At 71.9% G+C, this 26315-nt stretch carries 27 protein-coding genes; 16 read left to right on the top strand and 11 right to left on the bottom strand.

Annotated features, from left to right (window positions below):
* Nucleotides 1-103: 103 nt before the first annotated feature.
* Both aceB and ACZ4LX_RS02510 read right to left on the bottom strand, forming a co-directional pair.
* Entirely contained in the window at nucleotides 104-1723 is a 1620-nt protein-coding gene (aceB, locus tag ACZ4LX_RS02505) for a malate synthase A (RefSeq protein WP_467637409.1), read from the bottom strand.
* Nucleotides 1724-1957: 234 nt separating this feature from the next.
* Complete coding sequence (locus ACZ4LX_RS02510; RefSeq protein WP_467637412.1) at nucleotides 1958-2593, bottom strand: nucleotidyltransferase family protein; 636 nt, start codon at nucleotides 2591-2593, stop codon at nucleotides 1958-1960.
* A 218-nt stretch (nucleotides 2594-2811) separates the two neighbouring features.
* Here ACZ4LX_RS02510 and ACZ4LX_RS02515 point away from each other — a divergent pair, with 218 nt between their 5' ends.
* Nucleotides 2812-3114, top strand: a complete 303-nt coding sequence (locus ACZ4LX_RS02515; RefSeq protein ID WP_467637831.1) for a DUF5955 family protein — start codon at nucleotides 2812-2814, stop codon at nucleotides 3112-3114.
* 67 nt (nucleotides 3115-3181) lie between these two features.
* Here the strand turns inward: ACZ4LX_RS02515 and ACZ4LX_RS02520 are convergent, their stop codons facing one another.
* Both ACZ4LX_RS02520 and ACZ4LX_RS02525 read right to left on the bottom strand, forming a co-directional pair.
* Nucleotides 3182-3820, bottom strand: coding sequence for a response regulator (locus tag ACZ4LX_RS02520; RefSeq protein ID WP_467637415.1), 639 nt, complete (start codon nucleotides 3818-3820; stop codon nucleotides 3182-3184).
* Nucleotides 3817-5055, bottom strand: a complete 1239-nt coding sequence (locus ACZ4LX_RS02525; protein ID WP_467637418.1) for a sensor histidine kinase — start codon at nucleotides 5053-5055, stop codon at nucleotides 3817-3819. The genes ACZ4LX_RS02520 and ACZ4LX_RS02525 overlap by 4 nt, the downstream gene beginning before the upstream one ends.
* Nucleotides 5056-5165: 110 nt before the next feature.
* On the opposite strand from ACZ4LX_RS02525, the gene ACZ4LX_RS02530 reads away from it, so the two are divergent.
* Nucleotides 5166-6257 (top strand): ABC transporter permease, encoded by a 1092-nt coding sequence (locus tag ACZ4LX_RS02530; protein WP_467637421.1) that lies wholly within the window; start codon nucleotides 5166-5168, stop codon nucleotides 6255-6257.
* 109 nt (nucleotides 6258-6366) lie between these two features.
* Complete coding sequence (locus ACZ4LX_RS02535) at nucleotides 6367-7047, top strand: ABC transporter ATP-binding protein (protein WP_467637425.1); 681 nt, start codon at nucleotides 6367-6369, stop codon at nucleotides 7045-7047.
* 70 nt (nucleotides 7048-7117) lie between these two features.
* Here the strand turns inward: ACZ4LX_RS02535 and ACZ4LX_RS02540 are convergent, their stop codons facing one another.
* Nucleotides 7118-7918, bottom strand: a complete 801-nt coding sequence (locus ACZ4LX_RS02540) for an IclR family transcriptional regulator (protein ID WP_467637428.1) — start codon at nucleotides 7916-7918, stop codon at nucleotides 7118-7120.
* A gap of 350 nt (nucleotides 7919-8268) precedes the next feature.
* Between ACZ4LX_RS02540 and allB the strand changes: the two genes are divergently transcribed.
* The 3 genes from allB to ACZ4LX_RS02555 all read left to right on the top strand — a co-directional run bounded on the left by allB (nucleotide 8269) and on the right by ACZ4LX_RS02555 (nucleotide 11149).
* Nucleotides 8269-9612 (top strand): allantoinase AllB, encoded by a 1344-nt coding sequence (gene allB, locus ACZ4LX_RS02545; protein ID WP_467637431.1) that lies wholly within the window; start codon nucleotides 8269-8271, stop codon nucleotides 9610-9612.
* 2 nt (nucleotides 9613-9614) lie between these two features.
* A complete protein-coding gene (gene alc, locus ACZ4LX_RS02550) occupies nucleotides 9615-10730 on the top strand; it encodes an allantoicase (protein WP_467637434.1) in 1116 nt (371 codons plus the stop codon).
* A gap of 92 nt (nucleotides 10731-10822) precedes the next feature.
* Complete coding sequence (locus tag ACZ4LX_RS02555) at nucleotides 10823-11149, top strand: putative quinol monooxygenase (protein ID WP_467637437.1); 327 nt, start codon at nucleotides 10823-10825, stop codon at nucleotides 11147-11149.
* Between the two features lie 18 nt (nucleotides 11150-11167).
* Here the strand turns inward: ACZ4LX_RS02555 and ACZ4LX_RS02560 are convergent, their stop codons facing one another.
* The 5 genes from ACZ4LX_RS02560 to ACZ4LX_RS02580 form a co-directional block, all read right to left on the bottom strand.
* Nucleotides 11168-11998, bottom strand: a complete 831-nt coding sequence (locus ACZ4LX_RS02560; protein WP_467637440.1) for an aldo/keto reductase — start codon at nucleotides 11996-11998, stop codon at nucleotides 11168-11170.
* Nucleotides 11999-12046: 48 nt separating this feature from the next.
* A complete protein-coding gene (locus tag ACZ4LX_RS02565; protein WP_467637443.1) occupies nucleotides 12047-12283 on the bottom strand; it encodes a hypothetical protein in 237 nt (78 codons plus the stop codon).
* Between the two features lie 377 nt (nucleotides 12284-12660).
* Nucleotides 12661-13275, bottom strand: a complete 615-nt coding sequence (locus tag ACZ4LX_RS02570; RefSeq protein WP_467637446.1) for a TIGR03086 family metal-binding protein — start codon at nucleotides 13273-13275, stop codon at nucleotides 12661-12663.
* A 43-nt stretch (nucleotides 13276-13318) separates the two neighbouring features.
* Nucleotides 13319-13753, bottom strand: coding sequence for a hypothetical protein (locus tag ACZ4LX_RS02575; protein ID WP_467637449.1), 435 nt, complete (start codon nucleotides 13751-13753; stop codon nucleotides 13319-13321).
* Between the two features lie 130 nt (nucleotides 13754-13883).
* The gene (locus tag ACZ4LX_RS02580; protein ID WP_467637452.1) at nucleotides 13884-14528 is read right to left on the bottom strand and encodes a TetR/AcrR family transcriptional regulator; all 645 of its coding nucleotides are present in this window, start codon (nucleotides 14526-14528) and stop codon (nucleotides 13884-13886) included.
* 150 nt (nucleotides 14529-14678) lie between these two features.
* Here ACZ4LX_RS02580 and ACZ4LX_RS02585 point away from each other — a divergent pair, with 150 nt between their 5' ends.
* From ACZ4LX_RS02585 to ACZ4LX_RS02600, 4 genes are all read left to right on the top strand, one after another.
* Nucleotides 14679-15602, top strand: a complete 924-nt coding sequence (locus tag ACZ4LX_RS02585) for a DMT family transporter (protein WP_467637455.1) — start codon at nucleotides 14679-14681, stop codon at nucleotides 15600-15602.
* A gap of 376 nt (nucleotides 15603-15978) precedes the next feature.
* Nucleotides 15979-17196 (top strand): sensor histidine kinase, encoded by a 1218-nt coding sequence (locus tag ACZ4LX_RS02590; protein ID WP_467637460.1) that lies wholly within the window; start codon nucleotides 15979-15981, stop codon nucleotides 17194-17196.
* A complete protein-coding gene (locus ACZ4LX_RS02595) occupies nucleotides 17193-17915 on the top strand; it encodes a response regulator transcription factor (RefSeq protein ID WP_467637464.1) in 723 nt (240 codons plus the stop codon). Before ACZ4LX_RS02590 ends, ACZ4LX_RS02595 begins: the two co-directional genes overlap by 4 nt.
* Before the next feature lie 192 nt (nucleotides 17916-18107).
* Nucleotides 18108-18527 (top strand): PaaI family thioesterase, encoded by a 420-nt coding sequence (locus ACZ4LX_RS02600; protein ID WP_467637467.1) that lies wholly within the window; start codon nucleotides 18108-18110, stop codon nucleotides 18525-18527.
* Nucleotides 18528-18623: 96 nt separating this feature from the next.
* Here the strand turns inward: ACZ4LX_RS02600 and ACZ4LX_RS02605 are convergent, their stop codons facing one another.
* Nucleotides 18624-19628, bottom strand: a complete 1005-nt coding sequence (locus tag ACZ4LX_RS02605; RefSeq protein WP_467637471.1) for a Gfo/Idh/MocA family protein — start codon at nucleotides 19626-19628, stop codon at nucleotides 18624-18626.
* A gap of 591 nt (nucleotides 19629-20219) precedes the next feature.
* On the opposite strand from ACZ4LX_RS02605, the gene ACZ4LX_RS02610 reads away from it, so the two are divergent.
* The 6 genes from ACZ4LX_RS02610 to ACZ4LX_RS02635 all read left to right on the top strand — a co-directional run bounded on the left by ACZ4LX_RS02610 (nucleotide 20220) and on the right by ACZ4LX_RS02635 (nucleotide 26011).
* Nucleotides 20220-21233: a sugar ABC transporter substrate-binding protein gene (locus tag ACZ4LX_RS02610; RefSeq protein WP_467637474.1), complete on the top strand. Its 1014-nt coding sequence runs from the start codon at nucleotides 20220-20222 to the stop codon at nucleotides 21231-21233.
* Nucleotides 21230-22279 (top strand): ABC transporter permease, encoded by a 1050-nt coding sequence (locus ACZ4LX_RS02615; RefSeq protein ID WP_467637477.1) that lies wholly within the window; start codon nucleotides 21230-21232, stop codon nucleotides 22277-22279. Before ACZ4LX_RS02610 ends, ACZ4LX_RS02615 begins: the two co-directional genes overlap by 4 nt.
* Nucleotides 22276-23136, top strand: coding sequence for an ATP-binding cassette domain-containing protein (locus ACZ4LX_RS02620; protein ID WP_467637480.1), 861 nt, complete (start codon nucleotides 22276-22278; stop codon nucleotides 23134-23136). The genes ACZ4LX_RS02615 and ACZ4LX_RS02620 overlap by 4 nt, the downstream gene beginning before the upstream one ends.
* A 175-nt stretch (nucleotides 23137-23311) precedes the next feature.
* On the top strand, nucleotides 23312-24475 hold the full coding sequence (locus tag ACZ4LX_RS02625) for an ROK family glucokinase (protein ID WP_363076083.1): 1164 nt from the start codon (nucleotides 23312-23314) through the stop codon (nucleotides 24473-24475).
* 14 nt (nucleotides 24476-24489) lie between these two features.
* On the top strand, nucleotides 24490-25080 hold the full coding sequence (locus ACZ4LX_RS02630; RefSeq protein WP_467637483.1) for a hypothetical protein: 591 nt from the start codon (nucleotides 24490-24492) through the stop codon (nucleotides 25078-25080).
* 304 nt (nucleotides 25081-25384) lie between these two features.
* Nucleotides 25385-26011, top strand: coding sequence for a class I SAM-dependent methyltransferase (locus tag ACZ4LX_RS02635; RefSeq protein WP_467637486.1), 627 nt, complete (start codon nucleotides 25385-25387; stop codon nucleotides 26009-26011).
* Nucleotides 26012-26315 lie beyond the last annotated feature (304 nt).

The following is a 26315-nucleotide window of genomic DNA, read 5'->3' on the forward strand; positions in this document are numbered from 1 at the left end:
ATGGCCGCCTTCGTGGAGTGTGCCGCACAGGGCAGGCCGCTCCTCGGGCGGCGATGCCCCACCGCCGGATGTTCCGGTGGTGGGGCATCGCACGCCGCGTGGCTCAGCGCAGCTGCTCGTACGCCGGAAGCGTCAGGAAGTCCGCGTAGTCATGGTCCAGGGAGACCTGGAGCAGCAGATCGTGGGCCTGCCGCCACCTGCCGGCGGCGAAGGCCTCGTCGCCCACCTCTGCGCGGATCGCGGTCAGTTCCTCGGCCGCGACCCTGCGCGCCAGCTCCGCCGTGGCGTGCTCACCGTTCTCGAAGACCACGTCCGCGTTGATCCACTGCCAGATCTGCGAGCGGGAGATCTCGGCCGTGGCCGCGTCCTCCATCAGGTTGAAGATGGCGACCGCGCCCATGCCGCGCAGCCACGCCTCGATGTAGCGGATGCCGACCGCGACGGCGTTGCGCAGGCCGTCGTACGTGGGCTTGGCGTGCAGCGTATCGATGGCGATCAGGTCGCCCGCGGCCACCGAGACGTCCTCGCGCAGCCGCTCCTTCTGGTTCGGCCTCTCGCCGAGCACCGCGTCGAAGGAGGCCATGGCGATCGGGACCAGGTCGGGGTGGGCGACCCAGGAACCGTCGAAGCCGTCGTGCGCCTCGCGGTCCTTGTCGGCCTTGACCTTCTCGAACGCGACCTTGTTGACCTCGGCGTCCCGGCGGGAGGGGATGAAGGCCGCCATGCCGCCGATCGCGTGGGCGCCGCGCTTGTGGCAGGTGCGGACGAGGAGTTCGGTGTACGCCCGCATGAACGGGGCGGTCATCGTCACCGCGTTGCGGTCCGGCAGGACGAACTTCGGGCCGCCGTCACGGAAGTTCTTGACGATGGAGAAGAGGTAGTCCCAGCGGCCCGCGTTCAGCCCGGAGGCGTGGTCGCGGAGCTCGTAGAGGATCTCCTCCATCTCGTACGCGGCGGTGATCGTCTCGATCAGGACCGTGGCGCGGACCGTGCCCCGCGGAATGCCGGTGTAGTCCTGGGCGAAGACGAAGATGTCGTTCCAGAGGCGGGCCTCCAGGTGCGACTCCGTCTTCGGCAGATAGAAGTACGGGCCCTTGCCGAGGTCGATGAGGCGCTGCGCGTTGTGGAAGAAGTAGAGGCCGAAGTCGACCAGCGCGCCGGGAACCGGGGTGCCGTCGAGCTGAAGGTGGCGCTCGTCCAGGTGCCAGCCGCGCGGGCGGGTCACGACGGTCGCGAGCTCGTCGGCCGGCTTCAGCGCGTACGACTTGCCGGACTTCGGGTCGGTGAAGTCGATGGTGCGGGCGTAGGCGTCCCTCAGGTTGAGCTGGCCGGTGACGACGTTCTCCCACGTCGGGGCGGAAGCGTCCTCGAAGTCGGCGAGCCAGACCTTGGCGCCCGAGTTCAGGGCGTTGACGGTCATCTTGCGGTCGGTCGGACCGGTGATCTCCACCCGGCGGTCGTTCAGGGCTGAGGGTGCGGGCGCGACCTTCCAGGAGTCGTCCGCGCGGACCGCTTCGGTCTCGGGCAGGAAGTCCAGCGTGGAGGTGCGGGCGATCTCGGCGCGGCGCTCACCGCGCCGGGCGAGCAGCTCGTTGCGCCGGGGCGTGAACCGGCGGTGCAGCTCGGCCACGAACGCGAGGGCCGCGGGGGTCAGGACCTCGTCCTGCCGGGGCAGGGGCTCGGCATCGACGATGGCCAGCGAGGACGGCGCTGGTGCGGACATGAGCTGTCACTCCTTCAGCGGGCGGTGCGGGCGACGTCTCACGGCCGCCGGGACGCCTGCAACGGCACGGCGTGCCATGGCTCCGGGATACGGCCGTGGTCGCCGTCTGCGGTGCAGAGGGCTTCTGACCAGTGGATAGTAGTTTCCTCATAGTGGAAGTTCAATGATTTGTTGATGTCGAGATTCTCCGGGTCGACAGAAGTGGGCGGACGGTGGCGCGGCGTGCCGGCACGTTCACTCGTCGAGGCGTGACAGGTCTTCCGTCGTGTCGATGTCGTGGGCCTGAGCCACATCCGAACACTCGACGAGCGTGATCGCGTCGCGGTGCTCCCGCAGATACGCCCGGGCGCCCTGATCGCCCACCGCGCCCGCCGCGACGTCCGTCCACAGGCCGGCCCCGAAGAGCACCGGATGGCCGCGCTCCCCTCCGTACGAGGCCGCCGCAAGGCTCGTCCGGGTGCGGTACGCCGCCCGTACCCGGGCCACCGCTTCCGCGCCGATGCCGGGCTGGTCGACCAGGAGGACGACCACCGCGTCCGCGCCCGTGCCGGTGAGGGCGTCGAGCCCCGCCCGCAGCGAGGAACCCATGCCCGCGGTCCACTCCGGGTTGACGCCCACCGTGCAGCCCGTCAGCTCGGCGCGTGCCCGCACCTCGTCGGCCGCCGCGCCGAGGACCACATGCACCGGGCCGCAGCCGCCTTCCCGGAGGGCGCCCGCCGCACGGTCAGCCAGGAGGCGGCCGCGATGCTCCAGCAAGGCCTTCGGGCGCCCGCCGAGCCGCCGTCCGCCGCCCGCCGCGAGCAGCAGCCCGGCGACGACGGGTGAGCCGGTGGGCGAGGGCGGGACGGGGGTGTGCGGTGTGCTTGTCATTCCGCCTGGATACCCCAGACGGGCCGTTCCCGCACGGACCGGAACGCTCGGTCGGCTCGCGTCCGTGCGCGTGACACTCCGAGTTCCGTCCGCGGAGTGGCGCCCGGTACCTGTCATGGCGTTAACTTGCCCGCACTCCCGGACACTTGACCACGGTTCGGGTATCGGTCGAAACACTGGCACCAAAATGTGCGAGGGGGAGTGCTTTGTTGAAGAGCGTGGGGCAGGCGCGGGTGACCAGCAATGGTGAGGACCCGAGAGTCACGGAGTTGCGTACGGCCGTTTCCCGGCTCCGCCGGGAGCTGGCCGGACATCCCGCGGAATTCCCCGACCGCGCGATCGCCGAGGACGAACTGGCCTCGCTGGATGCCATGGCGGTCGGTGGCGTGCCCGAGATTCCCCGGCTCCGCCGGTCGCTGCTGCTGATCGCGGGGGCGGTCGGCTCGGTCAGCGCCCTGGCGTCGGCACTCAGGGACGTACGGATCGCGGTGGATCTGTTCGGCGAGCCGCCGCGGCGGTGAAGCCTCTGCGACGAAGCCGCCGGAGCGGGGCGGGGGCCCGCCTCGGCGGCTTCATCGGTTTCGGGCGTCAGCGGCGGATCAGCCTGCGGGCCGTCGCCGCCGCCACGGCCGCGGTGCGCGAGTCCACGCCCAGCTTGGCGTAGATGTGCACCAGATGGGACTTCACCGTCGCCTGGCTGAGGAAGAGCCGCTTGCTGATCTGAAGGTTCGACAGCCCCTCACCGACCAGTTGCAGGACCTCCAGTTCGCGCTTGGTGAGCGCCTGGGCCGGCATCCGCATGCGGTCCATCAGCCGGTGCGCGACGGCCGGAGCCAGCGCGGAACGGCCTGCCGCCGCCGTACGGACCGCGGCTGCCAGTTCCTCCGGCGGGGCGTCCTTGAGCAGATAGCCCGCCGCTCCCGCCTCCACCGCCGCCAGGATGTCGGCGTCGCTGTCGTACGTCGTCAGGATCAGCACCCGGGGCGCGTCCGGAGCCGCGGTGATCGCTGCCGTGGCCTCCGAACCGTGCAGTCCCGTACCGAACTGCAGGTCCATCAGGACGACGTCGAACCCACCGGCCGCGGCCAGGGCCACGGCCCGTTCGGCGGTGGCCGCCTCGGCGACGACGCGGAAGTCCGGTTCGGTGTCCAGGACGGCCCGCAGGCCCGCCCGTACGACCGGGTGGTCATCGGCGAGCAGCAGTCTGATCGGAGCGGTCTCGGTCATGCGGCGTCCTGTCCGGTCCGGCCGACGGGAAGCGGCAGCGGCAGGGTCAGGGCGACGGCCGTGCCCTGTCCCGGCGCCGATTCGACACTCAGCGTGCCGCCCAGCGAACGGGCCCGGGACCGCATGGCCGGCAGGCCGAAGCCACCCGTCCCCGTTCCCGTCCGGTCCTTCGTTTTCGCCCCCGCGCTCGCGGCGGGGCCGTCGGTGAAGGCGAAACCGTGGCCGTCGTCGACCACGTCCAGCGCCACCGAGGTGTCCATGAAGCTCAGGGTGATCTCCGCCCGCCGCGCCTCGGCGTGCTGCACCGTGTTGGCCAGCGCCGACTGTGCGGTACGCAGCAACGCCACCTCGTACGGTGTGGGCAGTTCCACCGGGGTGCCGCTGACTGCGAAACTCACCGTGAGCGAGGCAGTGGTGGTGCGGGCCGACAGCCGTTCGAGCGCGGCGGCCAGCGAGCCGTTCTCCAGGTCGGGCGGGGTCAGTGCGCGCACGAACCGACGGGCCTCGGCGAGGTTGTCCTGGGCGGCCTCACGGGCCCTGCGCACATGGGCGGAGGCGGGAGCGTCCACCGGAAGGGAGCGTTCCGCGGCGCGCAGCAGAAGCTGGATGCTGGAGAGGCCCTGCGCGAGGGTGTCGTGGATCTCGCGGGCCAGCCGTTCGCGCTCCGCGAGCGTCCCGGCGGCGCGTTCCGCCTCCGCCAGCTCCGCACGGGTCGAGACAAGCTCCTCGATGAGCTCGCGGCGGCGCTCGCTCTCGCGGAACAACGCGTCGTACCCGAGGACCGTGGCGACCGCGACCGCCGCCCCGAGCAGCGGGCCGATGAACGTGCCGGGGTTCACCGGCTCGCCGTGCACCAGAAAGCCGGTGATGGCGGCCGCGGCCGTCACCACCACGGCGGGAAGGCTCCAGGGCAGCGGCAGCAGGTGCAGCTGGAGGAAGTAGAGCGGGAAGGCCAGCCACAGCGCCTCCGGCGACAGCGCCAGCAGGACCAGCCAGCACGCCCCCAACGCCGCGAGCCAGAGCGCACCGGCCCGGGTCCGGGGCTGCACGGCCGGTGCCAGGGCACCCGCCGCGTACACCGCGGCCAGCACGGCAGCGACCGTGACGACGGCCTCCGTGCGCGGGGCGTCGTTGCTCACGGCCTTCACCGCGGTGAGGGCCAGCAGCCCCAGCAGCAGGGCGTGCAGACACAGCCGCAGCGCGGTGGCGACCGGGGGATGGGCACGATTTTCCATGGTTCGTCCAGCGTAGACGCGGGGTGTGCGGGGCCGGTCAATCGAAAGGTTGATGTCTCGACCGGCCCGCGGGCGATGTTTCCGAAGCCGGGAAATCCGAGGCTGGTGTCATGTTCGTCGCATGGAGAGATCTTCGGTTCGCCAAGGGCCGGTTCGCGCTCATGGGCTCGGTCGTGGTGCTGATCACGCTGCTCGTGGGCCTGCTGTCCGGTCTCACGGCCGGACTGGCCCGGGAGAACACCTCGGCCGTCACGGGGCTGGACGCCGACCACATCGCCTTCGCCGCCCCGCCCGACGGCCAGTCGGTGTCCTTCACCGATTCGACCGTCCGGGAGACCGCCTGGCAGAGCTGGGCGAAGCGGCCGGGGGTCGAGTCGGCGCAGCCGCTCGGCATCCGCACGCTGAACGCCGCCGCGGTGGCGGGGGAGCGGACGGCGGCCGTCTCGGCGTTCGGGGTCGAGCCCGGCAGCGGTCTGGCGCCACCGGGCACGCCCGCCGGTCCGGGCACGGTCGTGCTCTCCGAGCAGGCCGCCGAGGATCTGGCGGCCGGCACCGGTGACCGGCTGCGGCTCGGCGGCGCCGAGGTCACCGTGACCGCGGTCGCCGGTGACGCCTCGTACAGCCACACGCCGGTCGTGTGGACGGCACTCGCCGACTGGCAGCGGTTCGGGGCCGACGGCGAGCGCACCACGGAGCACGCCACGGTGATCGCGCTGACCACCACCGACGGCGCGGACCTGGCCGCCGGGGACCGGGCGGCGGGCACCAGCACGCTCACGCTCGACGGCTCCCTCACCGCCATCGGTTCCTACCAGGCCGAGAACGGCTCCCTCCAGCTGATGCGCGGCTTTCTCTTCGCCATCTCCGCCCTGGTCATCGGCGCGTTCTTCACCGTCTGGACGATCCAGCGCAGCGGCGATGTCGCCGTCCTCAAGGCGCTGGGCGCCTCCACGCCGTATCTGCTGCGCGACGCACTCGGCCAGGCCGTGGTGATGCTCGTGATCGGTACGGGAGCGGGCACCGCGCTGGCCTTCGGCATCGGCGCACTGGTCAGCGGCGGGGCCGTGCCCTTCGTCCTTGAGGCGTCGACCGTCCTCGTCCCGGCCGCTGTCATGATCGCCCTCGGCGTGGTCGGGGCGGCGTTGTCCATCCGGCGGATCACCGCGGTCGACCCGCTCACCGCGCTCGGGAGCGCCCGGTGACCGCCGCCCCGCCTTTCCCCAGCCCGGTGGTCATGGCCCCGCCTCCCGCCGGTCCGGTGGCCATGGCCCCGCCTCCCTCCACCCCGCACACCACGCCCCGGAGCGCCCGATGACCCTCACGCTCACCGATGTCACCCTCACCTACCCCGACGGCGACGGACGGCTCACCGCACTGGACCGCGTCGTGCTCGACGTACCCGCGGGCACCCTCACCGCTGTCGTCGGCCCCTCCGGTTCCGGCAAGTCGAGCCTGCTCGCCGTGGCGGCCACCCTGGTCACCCCGGACGCGGGCGCCGTCGTCGTCGCCGGCACGGACACCGCGGGACTCGGCCGCGCGGACCGGGCGGCGCTGCGGCGCGAGCGGATCGGCGTCGTCTTCCAGCAGCCCAATCTGCTGGCGTCGCTGACCGCGGCCGAGCAGCTCCAGGTCATGACGCGGCTGTCCGGCGGCGCGGCCCGGACCGCCAGGCACCGGGCCCTGGAACTGCTCGACGCGGTCGGCCTCGCCGACAAGGCCGACCGCAGGCCCCACCAGCTCTCGGGCGGCCAGCGTCAGCGGGTCAACATCGCGCGGGCCCTGATGAACGATCCGGCGCTCCTGCTCGTCGACGAACCGACCAGCGCCCTGGACCACGAACGGGGATCGGCGGTGCTCGATCTCCTCGTCTCGCTGACCCGGCAGCGGTCCACGGCGACCGTCATGGTCACCCACGACCGGACCCACCTGGACCGGATGGACCGGACCGTCACGATGGAGGACGGCAGGCTGACCGCCCCGGCCCTCACCTGAGTACCGGGAGCGGACGCGGCGAAGGGGTGGTCCGGAGAGCGAAAGCCCCGGACCACCCCTTCGCCGTGTCTCAGCCGGCCGTCCCGCTGCCGGCCAGCGTCTCGGACAGTTCCTTCGCGGCCTGCTGGAGGATCGGCACGATGCGCTCGGTGGCCGCCTCGGTCACCCGGCCCGCCGGCCCGGAGATCGAAATCGCCGCGGAGGTGGGGGAGTCGGGCACCGGGACCGCCAGGCAGCGGACACCTATCTCCTGCTCGTTGTCGTCCACCGCGTAGCCCGCCCGGCGGACCTGCTCAAGGGCTTCCAGGAAGCCGTCCGCCGTGGTGATCGTCTTCTCGGTGGCGGCCGGCATACCCGTGCGTGCGAGCAGGGCCCGCACCTCGTCCGGCGGTGTGTGCGCCAGGAGTGCCTTGCCGACGCCGGTGGAGTGCGGCAGCACCCGGCGGCCCACCTCGGTGAACATACGCATCGAGTGCTTGGACGGCACCTGCGCCACGTATACGACCTCGTCGCCGTCGAGCAGCGCCATATTGGCTGTCTCGCCGGTCTCCTCGACCAGCCGGGCCAGATACGGGCGGGCCCAGGTGCCGAGCAGCCGTGAGGCGGACTCGCCGAGCCGGATCAGGCGCGGGCCCAGCGCATAACGCCGGTTGGGCTGCTGGCGTACGTAGCCGCACACCACGAGCGTGCGCATCAGCCGGTGGATGGTGGGGAGCGGAAGCCCGCTGCTGGCGGAGAGCTCGCTCAGGCCGACCTCGCCCCCCGCGTCGGCCATCCGCTCCAGCAGATCGAAGGCGCGCTCAAGTGACTGCACACCGCCGCTGGAACCGGCGGGCCTGGAGTCGGAAGTGCTGGCGTGGGACGGCGGCACGTCAACGGTCCTTTCGAAGCGGAGGAGCGAGGCAGCAGCCTACCGGGCACTTCCCGATCGGCCCACTGCCGCCAGGGCGGGGTCCTGGCCGGTCAGAGCTCGTTCGTCCGGGTGTCCGGGGCCGGTTCGGCGGTCGGTCCCACCACCGGTCCCACCGTCGGGACGGCGTCGAGCACAGCCCATTCTACATTCCGTACTCCGAAATCAGACTTTTACCTTGTGGAAATATCCGGCCTCGGCCACGCGTGGTGGGCTGGGCGCTCCGAGCGGAGGATGGGGTCTTGACGGGTCGCTGTCCCGAGTGAAGACTCCTTCAACAGTTCGTTGAATTCATCGAGTGGGGAGCACGGGTGTCCGGTACGGATGTGGAGCTGGTACTGCGCTCGACGCGCGTCGTCACCCCCGGGGGCAGCCGGCCCGCCTCGGTCCACGTCGCGGACGGGACGATCGTCGCCGTGCTGCCGTACGGCACCGAAGTGCCGGACGGCGCCCGGCTGGAGGACTTCGGTGACGACGTCCTGCTGCCTGGACTCGTGGACACGCACGTCCATGTGAACGACCCCGGCCGCACCGAGTGGGAAGGGTTCCGCACGGCCACCCGCGCCGCCGCGGCCGGCGGGATCACCACCCTGATCGACATGCCGCTCAACTCCCTCCCGCCGACCACCACCGTCGAGCACCTGCGCGTCAAACAGCGGGTGGCCGAGCCCAAGGTGCATGTCGACACCGGTTTCTGGGGCGGCGCGATCCCCTCGAACGTCAAGGATCTGCGCCCGCTGCACGAGGCCGGGGTGTTCGGCTTCAAGTGCTTCCTCTCGCCCTCCGGCGTCGAGGAGTTCCCCGAACTCGACCAGGAACAGCTGGCCGGGTCGATGGCCGAGATCGCGGGATTCGGCGGCCTCCTGATCGTGCACGCCGAGGATCCGCACCACCTGGCGTCCGCGCCGCAGCGCAGCGGTCCCGCCTACGCCGACTTCCTCGCCTCCCGGCCCCGCGCCGCCGAGAACACCGCGATCGAAGGGCTCATCGCCCACGCGAAACGGCTGAACGCGCGCGTCCACATCCTGCACCTCTCCTCCTGCGACGCACTGCCGATGATCGCCGCCGCCAAGCGCGAGGGTGTCCGCGTCACCGTCGAGTCCTGCCCGCACTTCCTCACCCTGACCGCCGAGGAAGTCCCCGACGGGGCAACCGAGTTCAAGTGCTGCCCGCCCATCCGCGAGGCCGCCAACCAGGACGCGCTGTGGCAGGGCCTCGCCGACGGCACCATCGACTGCGTCGTCTCCGACCACTCGCCGTGCACCACCGACCTCAAGACACCGGACTTCGCCTCCGCCTGGGGCGGCATCTCCTCCCTCCAGCTCGGGCTCCCCGCCATCTGGACCGAGGCCCGCAGGCGCGGCCACTCCCTCGACGACGTCGCCCGCTGGATGTCGGCCGCCCCCGCCGAGCTGGCCGGACTGACCGCCAAGGGCGCCATCGAGGCCGGCCGCGACGCCGACTTCGCCGTCCTGGCGCCCGACGCCACCTTCACCGTCGACCCGGCCGGGCTCTTCCACCGCAACCAGGTCACCGCGTACGCCGGCCGGACCCTGCACGGCGTCGTGCGGTCGACCTGGCTGCGCGGTGTACGGATCGCCGTCGACGGCACCCTCGCCGAGCCCACCGGCCGCCTCCAGACAAGGAACACCTGACCATGACGGCGACAGCGCACTTCACCGGCGACGCGAACCCGTACGGAGGCGGCGACCCGTACGCCGACTACCGCACCGCCGAGCTCCCCTTCACCCACCTCGTCGACCTCGCGGACCGGCGGCTCGGGGCCGGCGTCATCGCCGCCAACGACGAGTTCTTCGCCGAGCGCGAGAACCTTCTCAACCCGGAGCCCGCACACTTCGACCCGGAGCGCTTCGGCCACAAGGGCAAGATCATGGACGGCTGGGAGACCCGGCGCCGCCGCGGCGCGGGCGCCGCGCAGCCCCACCCGGTGGACGAGGACCACGACTGGGCGCTGGTACGTCTCGGCGCACCCGGTGTCGTCCGCGGCATCGTCGTCGACACCGCCCATTTCCGGGGCAACTACCCGCAGGCGGTCTCCGTCGAAGCCGTCTCGCTGCCCGGCTCGCCGTCCCCCGAGGACCTCCTCGCCCCCGACGTGAAGTGGACGACGCTCGTCCCCCGTACGGCAGTCGGCGGCCACGCGGCCAACGGGTTCGCCGTCGACGCGGCGCGGCGCTTCACCCATCTGCGGGTCAACCAGCATCCCGACGGCGGCATAGCCAGACTCCGGGTGTACGGCGAAGTGGCCCCGGACCCCGACTGGCTGACGGCGCTCGGCACCTTCGACCTGGTCGCGCTGGAGAACGGCGGCCGGGTGCGGGACGCGTCGGACCGCTTCTACTCCCCGGCGACGAACACCATCCAGCCCGGCCGCTCCCGCAAGATGGACGACGGCTGGGAGACCAGGCGCCGACGCGACAAGGGCAACGACTGGATCCACTACCACCTTGTCGAAGAGGCGGAGATCCGTGCCGTCGAGATCGACACCGCTTGCCTGAAGGGCAACTCGGCCGGCTGGGCGTGCCTTTCGGCCCGGGACGCGGACGGCGGCGACTGGGCCGAGGTGCTGCCCAGGACCCGGCTGCAGCCCGACACCAACCACCGCTTCGTCCTGCCGGCAGCCGTACGGGCCGCAGAGGTCCGCATCGACATCTACCCGGACGGCGGTATCTCGCGGCTGCGCCTGTTCGGCTCGCTGACCGGCCGGGGCGCCGCGCGGCTGGCGGCCCGCCACGCCGAACTGGGCGGCTGAGCCGCACCCCTGCCGAGGTCTGTCCGTAATCGGGCGATACCGTGGGGATGCGGGACCCTGTCCGGGTTCTCGCATCCCCCACAGGAGTCGCCATGATCTTCATCGCCGTCAAGTTCACCGTGCGCACCGCCGAGCGCGACAACTGGCTGCCCGCCGTCGAGGAGTTCACCCTCGCCACCCGGCAGGAGCCCGGCAACGTGTTCTTCGACTGGTCCTACAGCGTCGAGAACCCGGACCAGTTCGTGCTGCTGGAGGCGTTCGCGTCGCCCGAGGCCGGAGCCGCCCATGTGCAGTCGGCGCACTTCGCCGCTGCGATGGACACGATGGCGGACCTGGTGGCGGAGGTGCCCGAGATCATCAACGTCGAGGTGCCGGGCGAGGGCTGGTCCCGGATGGCGGAGGTGCAGCCGCGCTCGTAGGACGGCGCGGCGCCCGGCTCAGAACTCCTCGTGCACCTCGGGATCCCCGCCGAACCGCTCCTGCGGCCCGGCCGAGATGCGCGCCAGCTCGTCGGGCGTCAGCTCGAACCCGAACAGATCGAGGTTCTCGCGCTGCCGCCCCGGGTCGGCCGACTTCGGGATCGGTACGGCGCCCAGCTGGGTGTGCCAGCGCAGCACGGCCTGGCCGGGCGTCACACCGTGCGCCCCGGCGGCGGCGACGACCGCCGGGGCGGCCGTCAGATCGCGCCCGCGCCCCAGCGGACTCCAGCTCTCCGTGACGATGCCCTTGGCGGCGTGCACGGCCCGCAGCTCCGCCTGCGGCAGCCTCGGATGCATCTCGATCTGGTTGACGGTGGGCAGCACGCCCGTCTCCTCCTCCAGCCGCGCCAGATGGTCCGCGGTGAAGTTGGAGACCCCGATCGACCGCACGAGTCCGTCTTCGCGCAGCCGGACGAGCGCCCGCCATGTGTCGGCGTACAGATCGACACGTGGCAGCGGCCAGTGGATGAGATACAGGTCCACGTAGTCCAGGCCGAGATTGCGGCGGGACTCCTCGAACGAGGCGAGGGTCTTCTCGTACCCGTGGTGCCGGCCCGGCACCTTGGTGGTGACGAGGACCTCCTCGCGCGGTACGCCGCTGCGGGCGATGCCGCGCCCCGTCCCGGTCTCGTTGCCGTAGTTCAGCGCGGTGTCGACGAGCCGGTAGCCACGCTCCAGCGCCCCGGCGACCGCCTCCTCGGCCGCGTCGTCGTCCAGCGGCCAGGTGCCGAGTCCGACCGCGGGGATCGTGCGGCCGTCGTTGAGGGTGTGCGCCGGGGTCGTGGGCATGGTCGTCTCGTCCCTTCCGTACGGATCGCTGCCGGGCCAGCCTAGGTTTCAGTACCGTCCGCGCGGTCCCGCCTCGCGGTGGAGCCCGGCGATGACCTCGTCGACCCGGCCGCGTTCGTAGCCGCGCCGCACCAGATCGAACGCCACCACCCCGGTCGGCGGGGCGCCCGCGAGGAGCCGGGTGAGGTAGGCCTCGACCTGGTCGCGGTCGTATCCGCGCCGGGCGATACGGAATCCGAACCGCTCGTACAGCGGCTGATCGTCCTTGTTGCCCGGCACGGACATGTGAGCCTCCTCAAGGCGGAATCGCTGCCCTCACCCTGCCACGCTCAGGCCGCGTGGCCACCGTCCACGACCATTTCCGCACCGGTGGTGTACGCCGGCCGTCACTGGCCAAGTACGTGCTGAGCTCGGCCACTTCACCCGGCCGGACCGCCCCTCGTGCCCGCTCGGGGTGTACCGGCGCCGAACTGTGCGGCCGCCGTGCTCCGGGACATCCGGCCGCCGCCCGGCAGTTCGGGCCGACGGTGTGGATCGCCAGGAGGCTCCTGTCCGTTGCCCGCCGTACCGGCGGGAACAGGCAACGTCCTCCGGCGCACCGGACACCGGCGGGGGAGGAGGGCACCCGCTCCGTCGCGGGACGGGGGCCGGAGGCGGGCCGGTCAACTGCCCAGCGGTGGCCTCCAGTCCGGCGAGCGGCCGAGCGCCGACAGCACGAGCCGGAACGTGTCGGTGGTGGCTCCCATGTCCTGGCCGGGCTCCAGGGCCGGCCGGAAGGCCGCACCCGGCTGTTCGCGCCGCGCCCCGCCGGGGACGCGCAGGGCGATGGGCAGGGCGGCCTCGACGACGGCCGGTGGGAACGTGACGGGGATGCCCAGTGCCGCCGCGACGTCCCAGGAGTGCGCGACGTAGTCGATGAAGTGGAACCCGATCGCGGTGGTCGGGGCGAACGCGGCCTCCGGGTCGATCTCCGGGAGTGCGAACCGCCTTTCCCGTACGTCCGGTCGGGCGAAGCTGTCCAGGAGGGCGTGGGCCGTCCCGCTGTACCACCCGACCGGATCGTTCCCGGCCCGCCGGGGTTCCCAGACGGCCGGACGGGCCCCCTCGCCCCGTGCGGCGGCGGCGAAGCCGATGTGCTGGGTGCCCATGTGCTCCACGAGGAGCCGCAGGGTCCAGAGGTCGCAGGGGGTCGGCCGGTCCCAGTCACCGGGGCCCACGTGTTCCACCACGCGGATCGATTCCAGCACTGCGGTCCGGTCGAGCCGCACGATGTCCATATCCGGTCCCTTTCGCGAGGTGTGCCTCAGGGGGCGAGTGGGCTCAGAACCCGGCTGCGGGCCACGGATCGTCGCCGGAGAGCAGACGCCGGGCGGATTCGCGCAGTGCGGTGCGGCCGGTGAACGGGGTGCGCCAGGTGGCGGAGCGCAGTGTGCCCCGGCCCCGGTACGCGTGCACGATGCGCCGGTGGTCGGGGCGGGCGACGAATCCCAGCAGGTGTTCGCGGGTCGTCCAGACCGTGATCGATCCCGAGCGGTCCATCCGGAGGCCGAGGTCCGCCCACAGCCACATGCCGACCGCGCCGGGCGTCTGCGGCCAGGTCCTGCGCAGCCGCATGCCGGCCGCTCCGACGGAGAAGGTGGTCCAGGGGCGGTGCGTGACGAATTCGGTGACGGAGACGACCACGTCGCTGCCGCGGCCGGGTGGCTCGGCGGCCGGGCCGTCCTGCCATGCCGTGCTCCAGAGGGTGTGCGGCACGAGTGGCCCCTTCCGTGATTCGGCGCAGTCGTCCGCGCCGGGTGCCCGCCACAGTACAACTAGACGAACGGTCGTGCTGTTTCTTTTTGGCGGTCCGCGCACGTTCTGCCGGAGCCGGTGGTGCCGGCTACTACGGCACGGCGGGCAGCGACGAGGTGTCCACCGCCACCGCTCGCAGGCATCCCAGGATCGCGCGAGTCGCCCTCGTGTAGCCCTCGGAGCTGTCACGGAGCACTGAATCACCGTTGGCCAGCTCAAGGAACGCGATGATCTCGAAGGCGATCTGCGGGACATCGCAGTTCTCGCGGATCTCGCCCAGCGCCCGTGCCTCCTCGATCCGCCGCTCCACGAAGGCGACCCAGCCCGCCTGCGCGGCCGCGATCGCGTCGTGCACCGCGCCGTCGCGGGCATCGAACTCGGCGATGGCAGCGTAGAAGAAGCAGCCGCCCGGGAAGACCCGCCCCTGCGAGTACGCGATCCAGGCCTCGCACATCCGCCGGATCCGTCCGAGCCCCGCGGGCGTGGCAAGGATCGGCCGCACGACATGTTCGTCGTACACCGCGACGGCGGTCCGCACGGTCGCCAGCTGGAGCTCCTCCTTGGAGCCGAAAAGGGCGAACACGCCGCTCTTGCTCAGCCGGAGGTCGGTGGCCAGCCGGCCGAGGGACAGACCGTCGAGGCCCTCGACCGACGCGACCGCGGCCGCCCGGGCGAGGATCAGCTGCCGGGTGCGATTGCCCCGTTCGACCCTTCCGTCCTGGCGTTCTCCGGCCATCCGGCGACTCCGTACTCCGTGAGGTGCGGGCGGCTGCCGTCGAACCGGTCCCGGGGCTCGCCATTGTAGGAGGAGGCCCGGTAGCGTGATCGTTCCGCGTGCGAGCCAGTGAGGTCTCCACATCAGCCTGTGGAGAACCAGGAGATCCGGGTGTCCTCCGTCGCCGTGCCCGTCCTCGCCCCGCCACGCCGTGCGTGGCTGACCGATCTGCCCGTCCTGCTCGTCGCCGTGGTGTGGGGCTCCAGCTATCTGGCGGCCAAGGGCATTACCACGGCACAGACCGTCATCGCGGTCCTCGTGCTGCGGTTCGCCGTCGTGCTGCCCGTCCTGGTGATCGCCGGATGGTCCCGGCTGCGGGCGCTGAGCGCCGCGCAGTGGCGGGGCGCGGGACTGCTCGGCCTGGTGCTCAGCGGGATCTTCCTGGTGGAGACGTACGGCGTCGTGCACACCTCGGCGACCAACGCCGGGCTCATCATCAGCCTCACCATGATCTTCACCCCGCTCGCGGAGGCCGTCGTGACGCGGACCCGGCCGACTGGGGCCTTCCTCTCCGCTGCCGGACTCTCCGTCGCCGGAGTGGTGCTCCTGACCCAGGGCGGCGGCTTCACCAGCCCGTCGGCGGGCGATCTGCTGATGCTGGCCGCCGCCCTCGCCCGCACCCTCCACGTGCTCCTGATGGCACGTATCAAGTCGGTCGGGTCGGCGGACTCGCTGTCGCTGACGACGGTCCAACTGGGCAGCGCCGTAGCCGTCTTCGCCCTGCTGTCCGCCGCCCCCGGCACGGGGGAGTCACCCTGGTCGGTCGCCGCCGGGTTCGGTGCCCGGGAGTGGGGCGGGCTGCTGTTCCTGTCGGTCTTCTGCACGCTCTTCGCGTTCTTCGTCCAGATGTGGTCCGTACGCCGCACCTCACCGTCCCGGGTCAGCCTGCTGCTCGGCACGGAACCGCTCTGGGCCGCCGCCGTCGGCATCGCGATCGGCGGTGAACGCCTCGGCGCCCTCGGGGTCGCGGGCGCGGTGCTCGTGCTGGCCGGTACGGCGTGGGGGCGCCGCAACGCGGGCCCCGTCACTTCTTGAGAGCCTCGCTCCCCGCCCCGTCGCCCCCTCCTTCTTGATCGAGTCCGACGCGATCATGAGGGCGACCCCCGTCACCACCAGCACGAGGGAGGCGAACAACGAGTGGTCGCGGATGAACGGCAGCCGCCGCACCACGCTGAAGAACCTGAACCAGTCGAACCATTCGTGGAGCAGCCCGGCGGCGCCTTGGAGGAAGACCAGGAAGCCGACCGTCTCGCAGAGTTTCTTCATGAGAGGAGCCTGGCCGGCCGTGCTCCGGCACCGCGTCGGCCGGTCGTCTGCGCGGCCGGTCCGAAAGTCTCCTCTTCCGCGACTTTGGTCGCTGTGCGGCCCGGAACGCGCGGAAGCCGCCTCGCCGCTGCGTAGCTTTGCCGATATGACGCGTACCGAATACCCCTGGCTGCTGCCCTCGGCGATGGCCGACCCCGAACTGCCCGGGGACCGGGGCGGCCGGTCGCGCCGCACCGTCCGGGACTGGGCCGTCGACATCGTGGCCTTCCTCTGCGCGGCGGGCATCGGGATGGCGACCCTCGCCACGATCGAAGCCGACGGGAGCACCCCCGACGGCGTGGTCATTGCCGACTCGCTGATCGGCGCCCTGGCCTGCTGCGCCCTGTGGGTGCGGCGCCGGTGGCCCGTCGGCCTCGCCGTGGTCCTGACCCTGCTGTCCACCGTGGAGCCCGTCGCGGCGGGAGCCCTGCTGGTCGCGCTGTTCAGCCTGGCGGTCCACCGTCCGTTCCGCCCGGTGGCCCTCGTCGGTGCGGGGGCGCTGCTGGTCACCCCCGTACAGCCGTATCTGCGCCCCGACCCGTCCACCTCGTTCATGGCGTCCACCGTCATCGGGCTGCTGCTCGTCCTGCTCGTGCTCAGCTGGGGCATGGTCGTACGGTCCCGGCGCCAGCTCGTCGTCACCCTGCACGAGCGCGCCCGGCGGGCCGAGACCGAAGCCGGACTCCGTGCCGAGCGGGCGCAGCGGCTGGCCCGCGAGGACATCGCCCGCGAGATGCATGACGTCCTCGCCCACCGGCTGACCCTGCTCAGCGTCCACGCGGGCGCCCTCGAATTCCGTCCCGACGCGCCCCCGGCCGAAGTCGCCCGCGCCGCCGGAGTCATCCGGGACAGCGCGCACGAGGCGCTCCAGGACCTCCGCGAGATCATCGGCGTCCTGCGCGGCCCCGGCGACAGCGACGGCGACCGGCCGCAGCCCACCCTCGCCACGCTCGACACCCTCGTCGCCGAATCCCGGCAGGCCGACATGAAGGTCACGCTCGACAACCGGATCGCCGACCCGGACGCCGCCCCCGCCGCCACCGGCCGTACGGTCTACCGCATCGCCCAGGAGGGCCTGACCAACGCCCGTAAACACGCGCCCGGCACCGAGGTCACCGTCACGGTCACCGGCGGACCCGGCCGGGGGATCACCGTCGAGGTGCGCAATCCGGCCCCCGCCGAACCCTTCGAGCGCGTACCGGGATCCGGCCAGGGCCTCATCGGCCTGACCGAGCGGGCCACCCTCGCGGGAGGCCGCCTCGACCACGGACCGGAACCGGACGGTGGGTTCGGGGTGCGGGCCTGGCTACCGTGGTCCTCATGACCATCCCGGCTCCCACCTCCCCGCCCCGGCCCGTCCGGCTGCTCATCGTCGACGACGACCCGCTCGTACGGGCGGGGCTCACCCTCATGCTCGGCGGCGCCGACGACATCGACATCGTGGGGGAGGGGGCCGACGGCAGCGAGGTGGCCGAACTCGTCGACCGGCTCAGGCCGGACGTCGTCCTGATGGACATCCGGATGCCGGTCATGGACGGGCTGACCGCCACCGAGGCGCTGCGCGGCCGCCCGGACGCACCCGAGATCGTCGTCCTGACGACGTTCCACGCCGACGAGCAGGTGCTCCGCGCCATCCGCGCCGGAGCCGCCGGCTTCGTCCTCAAGGACACCCCGCCCGCGCAGATCGTGGACTCGGTGCGCCGGGTGGCGGCGGGCGACCCCGTTCTGTCGCCCGCGGTCACCCGCCAGTTGATGGCCCGCGCCGCGGGCTCCGGCCACGAGGACCGGGTGGGCCGCGCCGAACGGGCCCGGCAGCGCATCGCCCTCCTGGCCGACCGGGAGCGCGAGGTGGCGGTCGCCGTGGGGCGCGGCCGTTCCAACGCGGAGATCGGCGCCGCCCTCTATCTGAGCGTGGCCACGGTGAAGACCCAGGTCTCACGCATTCTCGCCAAGTTCGACTTCAACAACCGGGTCCAGATCGCGCTGCTGGTCCATGACGCGGGACTCCTCGACGACGACGGCGGCGGCACCGGTCCGTCCTGAACGCATCGGACCGGCGAGGACGCCGGCGTCCGGTGCGTCGGTGAAGGGGGCCGACTGGTCGACAGGGATGCGCTGTTCACGCAGACTCGCCGTACTCCACCTCAACAGACCCGGCCTTCGCCACCGACTCGCCGTTCGTGCCCGATCCGCCCTTCGCGACCGACTCGCCGGTGAGACAGAAAGGATCCCGCCATGACCGGAATCGACCTTCCGATGGCACAGAAGGTGCTCGACAGCCAGCCGTTCAGCGCCCTCGTCGGCACACGGATCACCGCCTTCGGCGACGGCGCGGCCACGCTGGAGATCGACAGCCGCGAGGATCTGCGCCAGCAGAACGGATTCCTGCACGGCGGCGTCGTCGCCTACGCCGCCGACAACGCCCTCACCTTCGCTGCCGGGACGACGCTCGGCCCGGCGGTGCTGACCGGAGGTTTCTCCATCCAGTACCTCCGGCCCGCCATCGGCGCCACGCTCGTCGCGCGCGCGGAGGTCGTCCACACCGGCCGTCGGCAGGCCGTCGCGCGCTGTGACCTGTCCGTCGTGGACCAGGACGGACGCGAGACGCTCTGCGCGGTCGCCCAGGGCACCGTCCTGAGCGCCACCACGTCCTGAAGGAGCTCCGCTCGACCGCCGAAGCGGCCGACTCCGGCGGCACGGTGACACCGGCCGGCGACGAGCTCGTGGCGAACGGCGGGAGGGGCGCCCGGGTCAGGCGGACGGGATCTCCGCCAGCTCCACCGGGCGCCGCTCGCGGCGCGAGACCTCGCAGGCCTCCGCGACCCGCAGCGCGTGCAATGCCTCCCGGCCGTCACACGGATTGGCCGCCTCGCCGCGCACCAGGCGGACGAAGGCGCCCAGTTCCGCCTCGTACGCTGCGGCGAAGCGTTCCAGGAACCCGCGCCAGGGCCTGGCCGGGGCGGCGGGACCCCGCGGTTCGGCGGAGGTGAGCGGTGTGCGGTCGTCGACGCCGACCGCGAGCTGGTCGAGGTCGCCCGCGAGTTCCATCCGCACGTCGTACCCGGCTCCGTTGCGGCGCGTCGACGTCGCGGTGACCAGGACGCCGTCGTCGAGCGTCAGCAGCGCGGCTGCCGTGTCCACGTCGCCGGCCGCCCGGAACATCGCGGGCCCGGCGTCCGACCCGGTGGCGTACACCCGCACCACCTCACGGCCCGTCACCCAGCGCACCATGTCGAAGTCATGGACCATGCAGTCGCGGAACAGCCCGCCCGAGAGCGGCAGATACGCGGCGGGGGGCGGCGCCGGATCGGACGTCACCGTCCGTACGGTGTGCAGCGGGCCGAGCGCTCCGCCTCGCACCGCGGCGCGTGCCGCCGTGTACCCGGCGTCGAACCGGCGCATGAAACCGAGCTGGAGAACGCTGTGCGCGCGCTCCGCCGCGCGGAGCGCCCCGAGTGTGCCCGCGAGATCCAGGGCGACGGGTTTCTCGCAGAAAGCGGGTACCCCGGCCTGGGCGGCCCGGCCGATCAGCTCGGCGTGGGCGGACGTGGCGGAGGCGATCACCACGGCGTCCACACCGGCGTCGAACACCTCCGACGCCGTGGCCACCGCGCGCGCACCGGTCCGGCGGGCGACGCCGGCCGCGCGGGCCGGGTCGGGGTCCGCCACCACCAGCGCCTCCACCGAGGGATGGCGGGCGAGGACGCCCGCGTGGAAGGAACCGATCCGGCCGGTGCCCAGGAGTCCGATGCGCATGGACCCAACGTGCCGCCCACCTGGGATGATGTCAACTATATGTCCTGACAAATCGATCCATTTCAGTGGTGAACGCGGGAAGGTGACGGGGGCGGTGCTCTCCGGCCAACAGGACACCATTCAGTACAACAACAGGGCGGCAACAGGACGACAGGGCCATCGGGGATGCGGATGTGCGAGTCACACTCGGCATGCCGGAATCTGCCACCGAAGAGGCAGGCTCCTCGGCGGGAGCGAGGGCACCGCCCCTGCTCACAACGGAACGCGTCACCTTCGACCCCACAGCGCGGATGGCTTGATCCGGATCCCCCCGCCGGCGGGCCTCGCGCTACGCCCTCGATTTCCAGCTCCTCGTACGGTGACACGGGGCCCCGGCTCTCGTACGGTGTCACAGGCTTCCCGGCTACCCGTACGGTGACGACGGCCGCACCCGGCCGCCCCGCCGCCGTACACGCCCCGGTCCGACACACGCGCCGCGCCCCTCCGGGCGACGGCGGCACGGGCTCGGGGATACTTGCCCAGCCGGGCCGGGACCGTATGGCCCCGGCTCCACCAGCAGCACAGCGAGCAGCACAAGAAGGGCACGGCGTCGTGGCAAGGGTTCGGACAGGGGTACGTGCGATGGGCGCCGTGCTTGCGGCGGTGCTCGGGGCCTCCCTCATGGGATGCAGCAGCACCGGCGGCAAGCGGGCGGAGGAGCGTGCGGCGCAGGCCGCGGCCGAGGGCCGGTCCGCGGTGAACACACCCCGCTGGACCTTCGCCATGGTCACCCACTCGGGCGACGGTGACACCTTCTGGGACATCGTCCAGAAGGGCGCCGACATGGCGGCCAAGAAGGACAACATCAACTTCCTGTACTCGCACAACGACGAGGCGCAGCAGCAGGCCCAGCTCGTCCAGGCGGCCATCGACAAGAAGGTCGACGGGCTGATCGTCACGCTCGCCAAGCCCGACGCCATGAAGGACGTCGTCGCGAAGGCCACCAAGGCCGGCATCCCGGTGATCACGGTGAACTCGGGCTCCGCCGAGTCCAAGCAGTACGGCGCGCTCACCCACATCGGCCAGGACGAGTCGATCGCGGGCGAGGCCGTCGGCGACGAGCTCAACGCGCGCGGCCGCAAGAAGGCCCTGTGCATCCTGCACGAGCAGGGCAACGTCGGTCACGAGCAGCGCTGCGCCGGGGCGAAGAAGACCTTCGACGGCCAGATGCTCAACCTGTACGTCGAGGGCACCAACATGCCGGACGTCCAGGCCTCCATCGAGGCGAAGCTCCAGGCGGACAAGGACATCGACGCGGTCGTCACCCTCGGTGCGCCGTTCGCGGACGCCGCCGTCAAGGCGAAGAAGACAGCGGGCAGCAAGGCCGAGATCGACACCTTCGACCTGAACGCCAAGGTCGCGGCCGAGCTCCAGGCCAAGACCCTCGGCTTCGCCGTCGACCAGCAGCCCTACCTCCAGGGGTACGAGGCCGTCGACCTGCTCTGGCTCTACCGCTACAACCGCAACGTGCTCGGCGGCGGACGCCCGGTCCTGACCGGCCCGCAGATCATCACCTCCGACGACGCCGCCCAGCTGGCCGAGTACGCGGACCGGGGAACCCGATGACCGCGGGGCCCGGTACCTCATCCGCCGTGGTGGACGAGCGGCTGGTGCGTACCTCACCGCTCCGTAAACTGCTCGGCCGCCCCGAGCTCGGCTCGGTCGTCGGCGCACTGGCGGTCTTCCTCTTCTTCGCGATCGTCGCCGACAGCTTCCTGCGCGCCACCAGCTTCGGCACGGTGCTGTACGCGGCCTCCACCATCGGGATCATGGCGGCGCCGGTGGCGCTCCTGATGATCGGCGGGGAGTTCGACCTCTCCGCGGGTGTGATGGTCACCAGTTCCGCGCTGATCTCGTCGATGTTCAGCTACCAGATGACGGCCAACGTCTGGGTCGGCGTCTTCGTGTCCCTGCTGGTCACGCTCGCCATCGGCGCGTTCAACGGCTTCATGCTGACGCGTACGAAACTTCCGAGCTTCATCATCACGCTCGGTACGTTCCTGATGCTGACGGGCCTCAATCTGGGGTTCACCAAGCTCATCAGCGGCACCGTCTCGACGAAGACCATCGGCAACATGGAAGGCTTCGAATCGGCCCGCAAGCTCTTCGCCTCGTACTGGACGGTCGGCGGTGTCGAGCTGAAGGTGACCATCCTGTGGTGGGCCGTCCTCGTCGCCGTCGCCACCTGGATCCTGCTCCGCACCCGCTTCGGCAACTGGATCTTCGCCGTCGGCGGCGGGGCCGACGCGGCCCGCGCGGTCGGTGTCCCGGTGATCCGGACCAGGATCGGTCTCTACCTCGGGGTGGCCTTCGCCGCCTGGGTCTCCGGACAGCACCTGCTGTTCAGCTACGACGTGGTGCAGTCCGGTGAGGGCGTCGGCAACGAACTGATCTACATCATCGCCGCCGTCATCGGCGGCTGTCTGATCACCGGCGGCTACGGCTCCGCGATCGGCTCGGCGGTCGGTGCCTTCATCTTCGGCATGACCAGCAAGGGGATCGTCTACGCGGAGTGGAACCCGGACTGGTTCAAGTTCTTCCTCGGAGCCATGCTGCTCCTGGCCACCCTGCTCAACGCATGGGTACGCAAGCGCGCGGAGGCGACGAAATGACGGCCCCCAGGGAATCGAGCGGGCCGGCGGACACCGACCGGCGGGCGCTGGTCGAGCTGGACCACGTCAGCAAGTACTACGGCAACATCAAGGCCCTCCAGGACGTCTCTCTGGAGGTCCACGCGGGAGAGATCTCCTGCGTCCTCGGTGACAACGGGGCCGGGAAGTCCACCCTGATCAAGATCATCGCGGGGCTGCACCGGCACGACGCCGGAAGCTTCCTGATCGACGGCGAGGAGACCACGCTCGCCAATCCGCGCGATGCCCTGGACCGGGGCATCGCCACGGTCTACCAGGACCTCGCCGTCGTCCCGCTGATGCCGGTCTGGCGCAACTTCTTCCTCGGCTCCGAGCCGACGACCGGCAAGGGGCCCTTCAAGCGCCTCGATGTCCGGCTGATGCGGGAGACGACCCGTTCCGCGCTGCTGCGGATGGGTATCGACCTGCGCGATGTCGACCAGCCCATCGGCACCCTGTCCGGCGGCGAGCGCCAGTGCGTCGCCATCGCGCGGGCCGTCCACTTCGGCGCCAAGGTCCTCGTCCTGGACGAGCCGACCGCCGCGCTCGGGGTGAAGCAGTCCGGGGTGGTGCTCAAGTACGTCGCGGCCGCCCGGGACGCAGGACTCGGCGTGGTCCTCATCACGCACAACCCGCACCACGCGTACCTCGTCGGAGACCGCTTCGTGCTGCTCAAGCGGGGCGCCATGGCAGGCAGCCACACGAAGGACGGCGTCACGCTGGACGAGCTGACCCGCCAGATGGCGGGCGGCAGCGAGCTGGACGAACTCAGCCACGAGCTGGAGCGCGCCCCCGGCCCGCCCGCCCGTCGTCCGGGCGGGGACGACCCCGCCGCGTGACCGTCTCCACACCTGGTCCCGCCCGCCCGGCGGGCCCGGCATCCGGGCCCGCCGGGCGCCGGGCGGCAGACCGGTTGCGGCACGCACCCCGTCCGGCAGTGGCAGAATCGACTCCGGCGGGCGCCGTCCGCCGCCGGAAGCACGACACACCGGCCCCCCAGACCCCGCAGGGACGATGAGCACGTACCGCGACTTCACCCACCGCGGCTCCGCCCGCGCCACCGTCCTGCGGACAGTCGGCACCAGGGAGCGGCGCTCGCACCTTACCGCGCCGCGGGTGCCCACGGTCGGGATCGACATCGGCGGGACCAAGGTGATGGCCGGCGTCGTCGACGCCGACGGCAACATCCTGGAGACCCTGCGCACCGAGACGCCCGACAAGTCCAAGAGCCCCAAGGTCGTCGAGGACACCATCGTCGAGCTGGTGCTGGACCTCTCGGACCGACACGATGTGCACGCGGTGGGCATCGGGGCGGCCGGCTGGGTGGACGCCGACCGCTCCAAGGTCCTGTTCGCCCCGCACCTGGCCTGGCGCGACGAGCCCCTGCGCGACGCCCTCGCCTCCCGGCTCGTGGTCCCGGTCATGGTGGACAACGATGCCAACACCGCCGCCTGGGCCGAATGGCGCTTCGGCGCCGGCCGCGGCGAGGACCACCTCGTCATGATCACGCTCGGTACCGGCATCGGTGGCGCGATCCTGGAGGACGGTCAGGTCAAGCGCGGCAAGTACGGCGTCGCCGGTGAGTTCGGCCACATGCAGGTGGTGCCAGGCGGTCACCGCTGCCCGTGCGGCAACCGGGGCTGCTGGGAGCAGTACAGCTCCGGGAACGCCCTCGTCCGGGAGGCCAGGGAACTGGCCGCGGCGGACTCCCCGGTGGCCCACGGCATCATCGAGCGGGTCAAGGGCAACATCCCCGACATCACCGGGCCGCTCATCACCGAACTCGCCCGCGAGGGCGATGCGATGTGCATCGAGCTCCTCCAGGACATCGGCCAGTGGCTCGGCGTCGGCATCGCCAACCTGGCAGCCGCCCTCGACCCCTCCTGCTTCGTCATCGGAGGCGGTGTCAGCGCTGCCGACGACCTGCTGATCGGACCGGCCAGGGACGCCTTCAAACGGCACCTCACCGGCCGCGGCTACCGCCCCGAGGCCCGCATCGCGAAGGCGCAGCTCGGGCCCGAGGCAGGTATGGTCGGCGCGGCCGACCTCGCCAGGCTGGTGGCCCGCCGCTTCCGGCGTACCAACCGCCGGCGCGTGGAGCGGTACGAGCGGTACGCCCAGATCTACGACCAGGCCGCCAGCACCATCCGTAACACGCGCAACACCCGCACTTCCTAGGGATCCCCACACCCATGACCGCAGCCGAGCACCCCGTCGTGCCGCGCCAGTCCCCGCCGCCCGACGAGGATCCGGCGCCCGAGGAGCGGCGCCGTACCATCCGCCGGCGCCTGATCACGGCGACCATCATCGTGCTGCTCATCGGCTTCCCGGCCGGCTATCTGCTGATCTCCGCCGGGCAGAGCCGGCGCTCCGGCCAGGACAAGGCCGCCGAGGCGGCGGCGCAGGGACTCCGCGAAGGCTGGCCTTCGCGCATGCTCCGCCGGATCTTCGAGGTGCCGATCCCCAAGGACGCCGTGGAGGTCCAGTACTACGAGACCAACAACTGGAAGGCCAGCCGGATGTACGCGCAGTTCCGCACGACGTCCAACGGCCTCGACCGGTTCCTCACCCAGGTGGGCACGGGGCGCGCCGCGCTGGAGGCCGGCCGGGTCACCGTCGGTGAGCGCGACACGAAGATCGCGGGCTGGTACTTCGGCGACGGTGTCGCGTGGGCGGGCACCACGCACACCAACAAGGACCCCCGGCCCACGCAGGACATCACTGTCGACATGACCGATCCGGCGTCGCCCGTCGTGTACGTCGTCTCCGCTGCGACACCCTGACCCGGACCCGGAGCTGTCCGGTCACTCGCAGCCGTCCGGGCACTCGGTCACGGCACGGGGGCGCCCTGACCGCGCCGAACCCGGCCCAGCCGCACCGCACCCCGGCCGCACCGCACCCCGCCCGGACCGCCACCGCCCGGACCGAATCCGCCGACTGCTCCGGAGGCGGGTCCGGGTCGGGTCCGGGGCGGTTCCGCCGGGCGTATCCGTGGAGCGGTTTGCGAGGTTTGCGCCCACGGGGGCACCATCTGCGATGGCATCGTTTCGCCCCTCAGGGCGAGGCCGACCGGAAGGCGTGCGGAACATGACTGGGCAACGCGACCGCTGGGCGGAACTGACCGGAGGAGAAGCTGGGGAGGAGTACGCTCAGCGCTTCGCGCGGCTCGCCGAATCGGGCCACGACGTACACGGCGAGGCCGCGTTCTGCGCCGCGTTGCTGGAGCCCGCCGCCCGCGTGCTCGACGCCGGATGCGGCACCGGCCGGATCGCGATCCGGCTGGCGGAGCTGGGATACCACTGCACCGGCGTGGACGTGGACTCCTCGATGCTCGCCGTCGCCCGCCGCGAGGCACCCGAGCAGGAGTGGATCCTCGGCGACCTGACCCACCTGGACGCCCTCGGCCTGGAGCCGGGCTACGACCTCGCCCTCGCTGCCGGAAACGTCATTCCTCTGCTGGCCTCCGGCACGGAACAGGCTGTCGTCCGCCAGTTGGCCGCCGTACTCCGCCCCGGTGGCCTGCTGATCACAGGCATGGGCCTGGACGCGGCACACCTGCCGCTGCCCGAGGCGACGGTGACCCTTGAGGAGTTCGACCAGTGGTGTGCGCGGGCCGGACTGACCTTGCGGCAGCGCTGTGCCACCTGGAGCGGCGATCCGTACGACCGGGGCGCCGGCTACGCGGTCAGCGTGCACGCCCGCCCGGCCATGTGAGTCCGCGTCCGTGCTCCGGACTCTCCGGCCTTGATCCACTGTGAGCTCCGAGCGGGGATGCCTGGGCGGGGGCTGCCGGTGCGGGGGCCGTCGGTGCCCCGCAGGTGGCCCCGCACCAAGCGGCCGGGACCGGCGGGTCGCCGATCGGCCGCGCCGGGAACAGCTGGTCCATCCCTCGCTGTTGCACCGACCGGGGGACCGGTACCGCGCGGGCGGGGGGAACGCGGAGGCCGCACGTCCGTCCCCTCCCCAGGATCCGGCCCCGGGAGCGCGGCACGCCTGCCGGGCTCCCGGACCACGACGT

It is taken from the genome of Streptomyces sp. NPDC026062 (assembly GCF_055568375.1).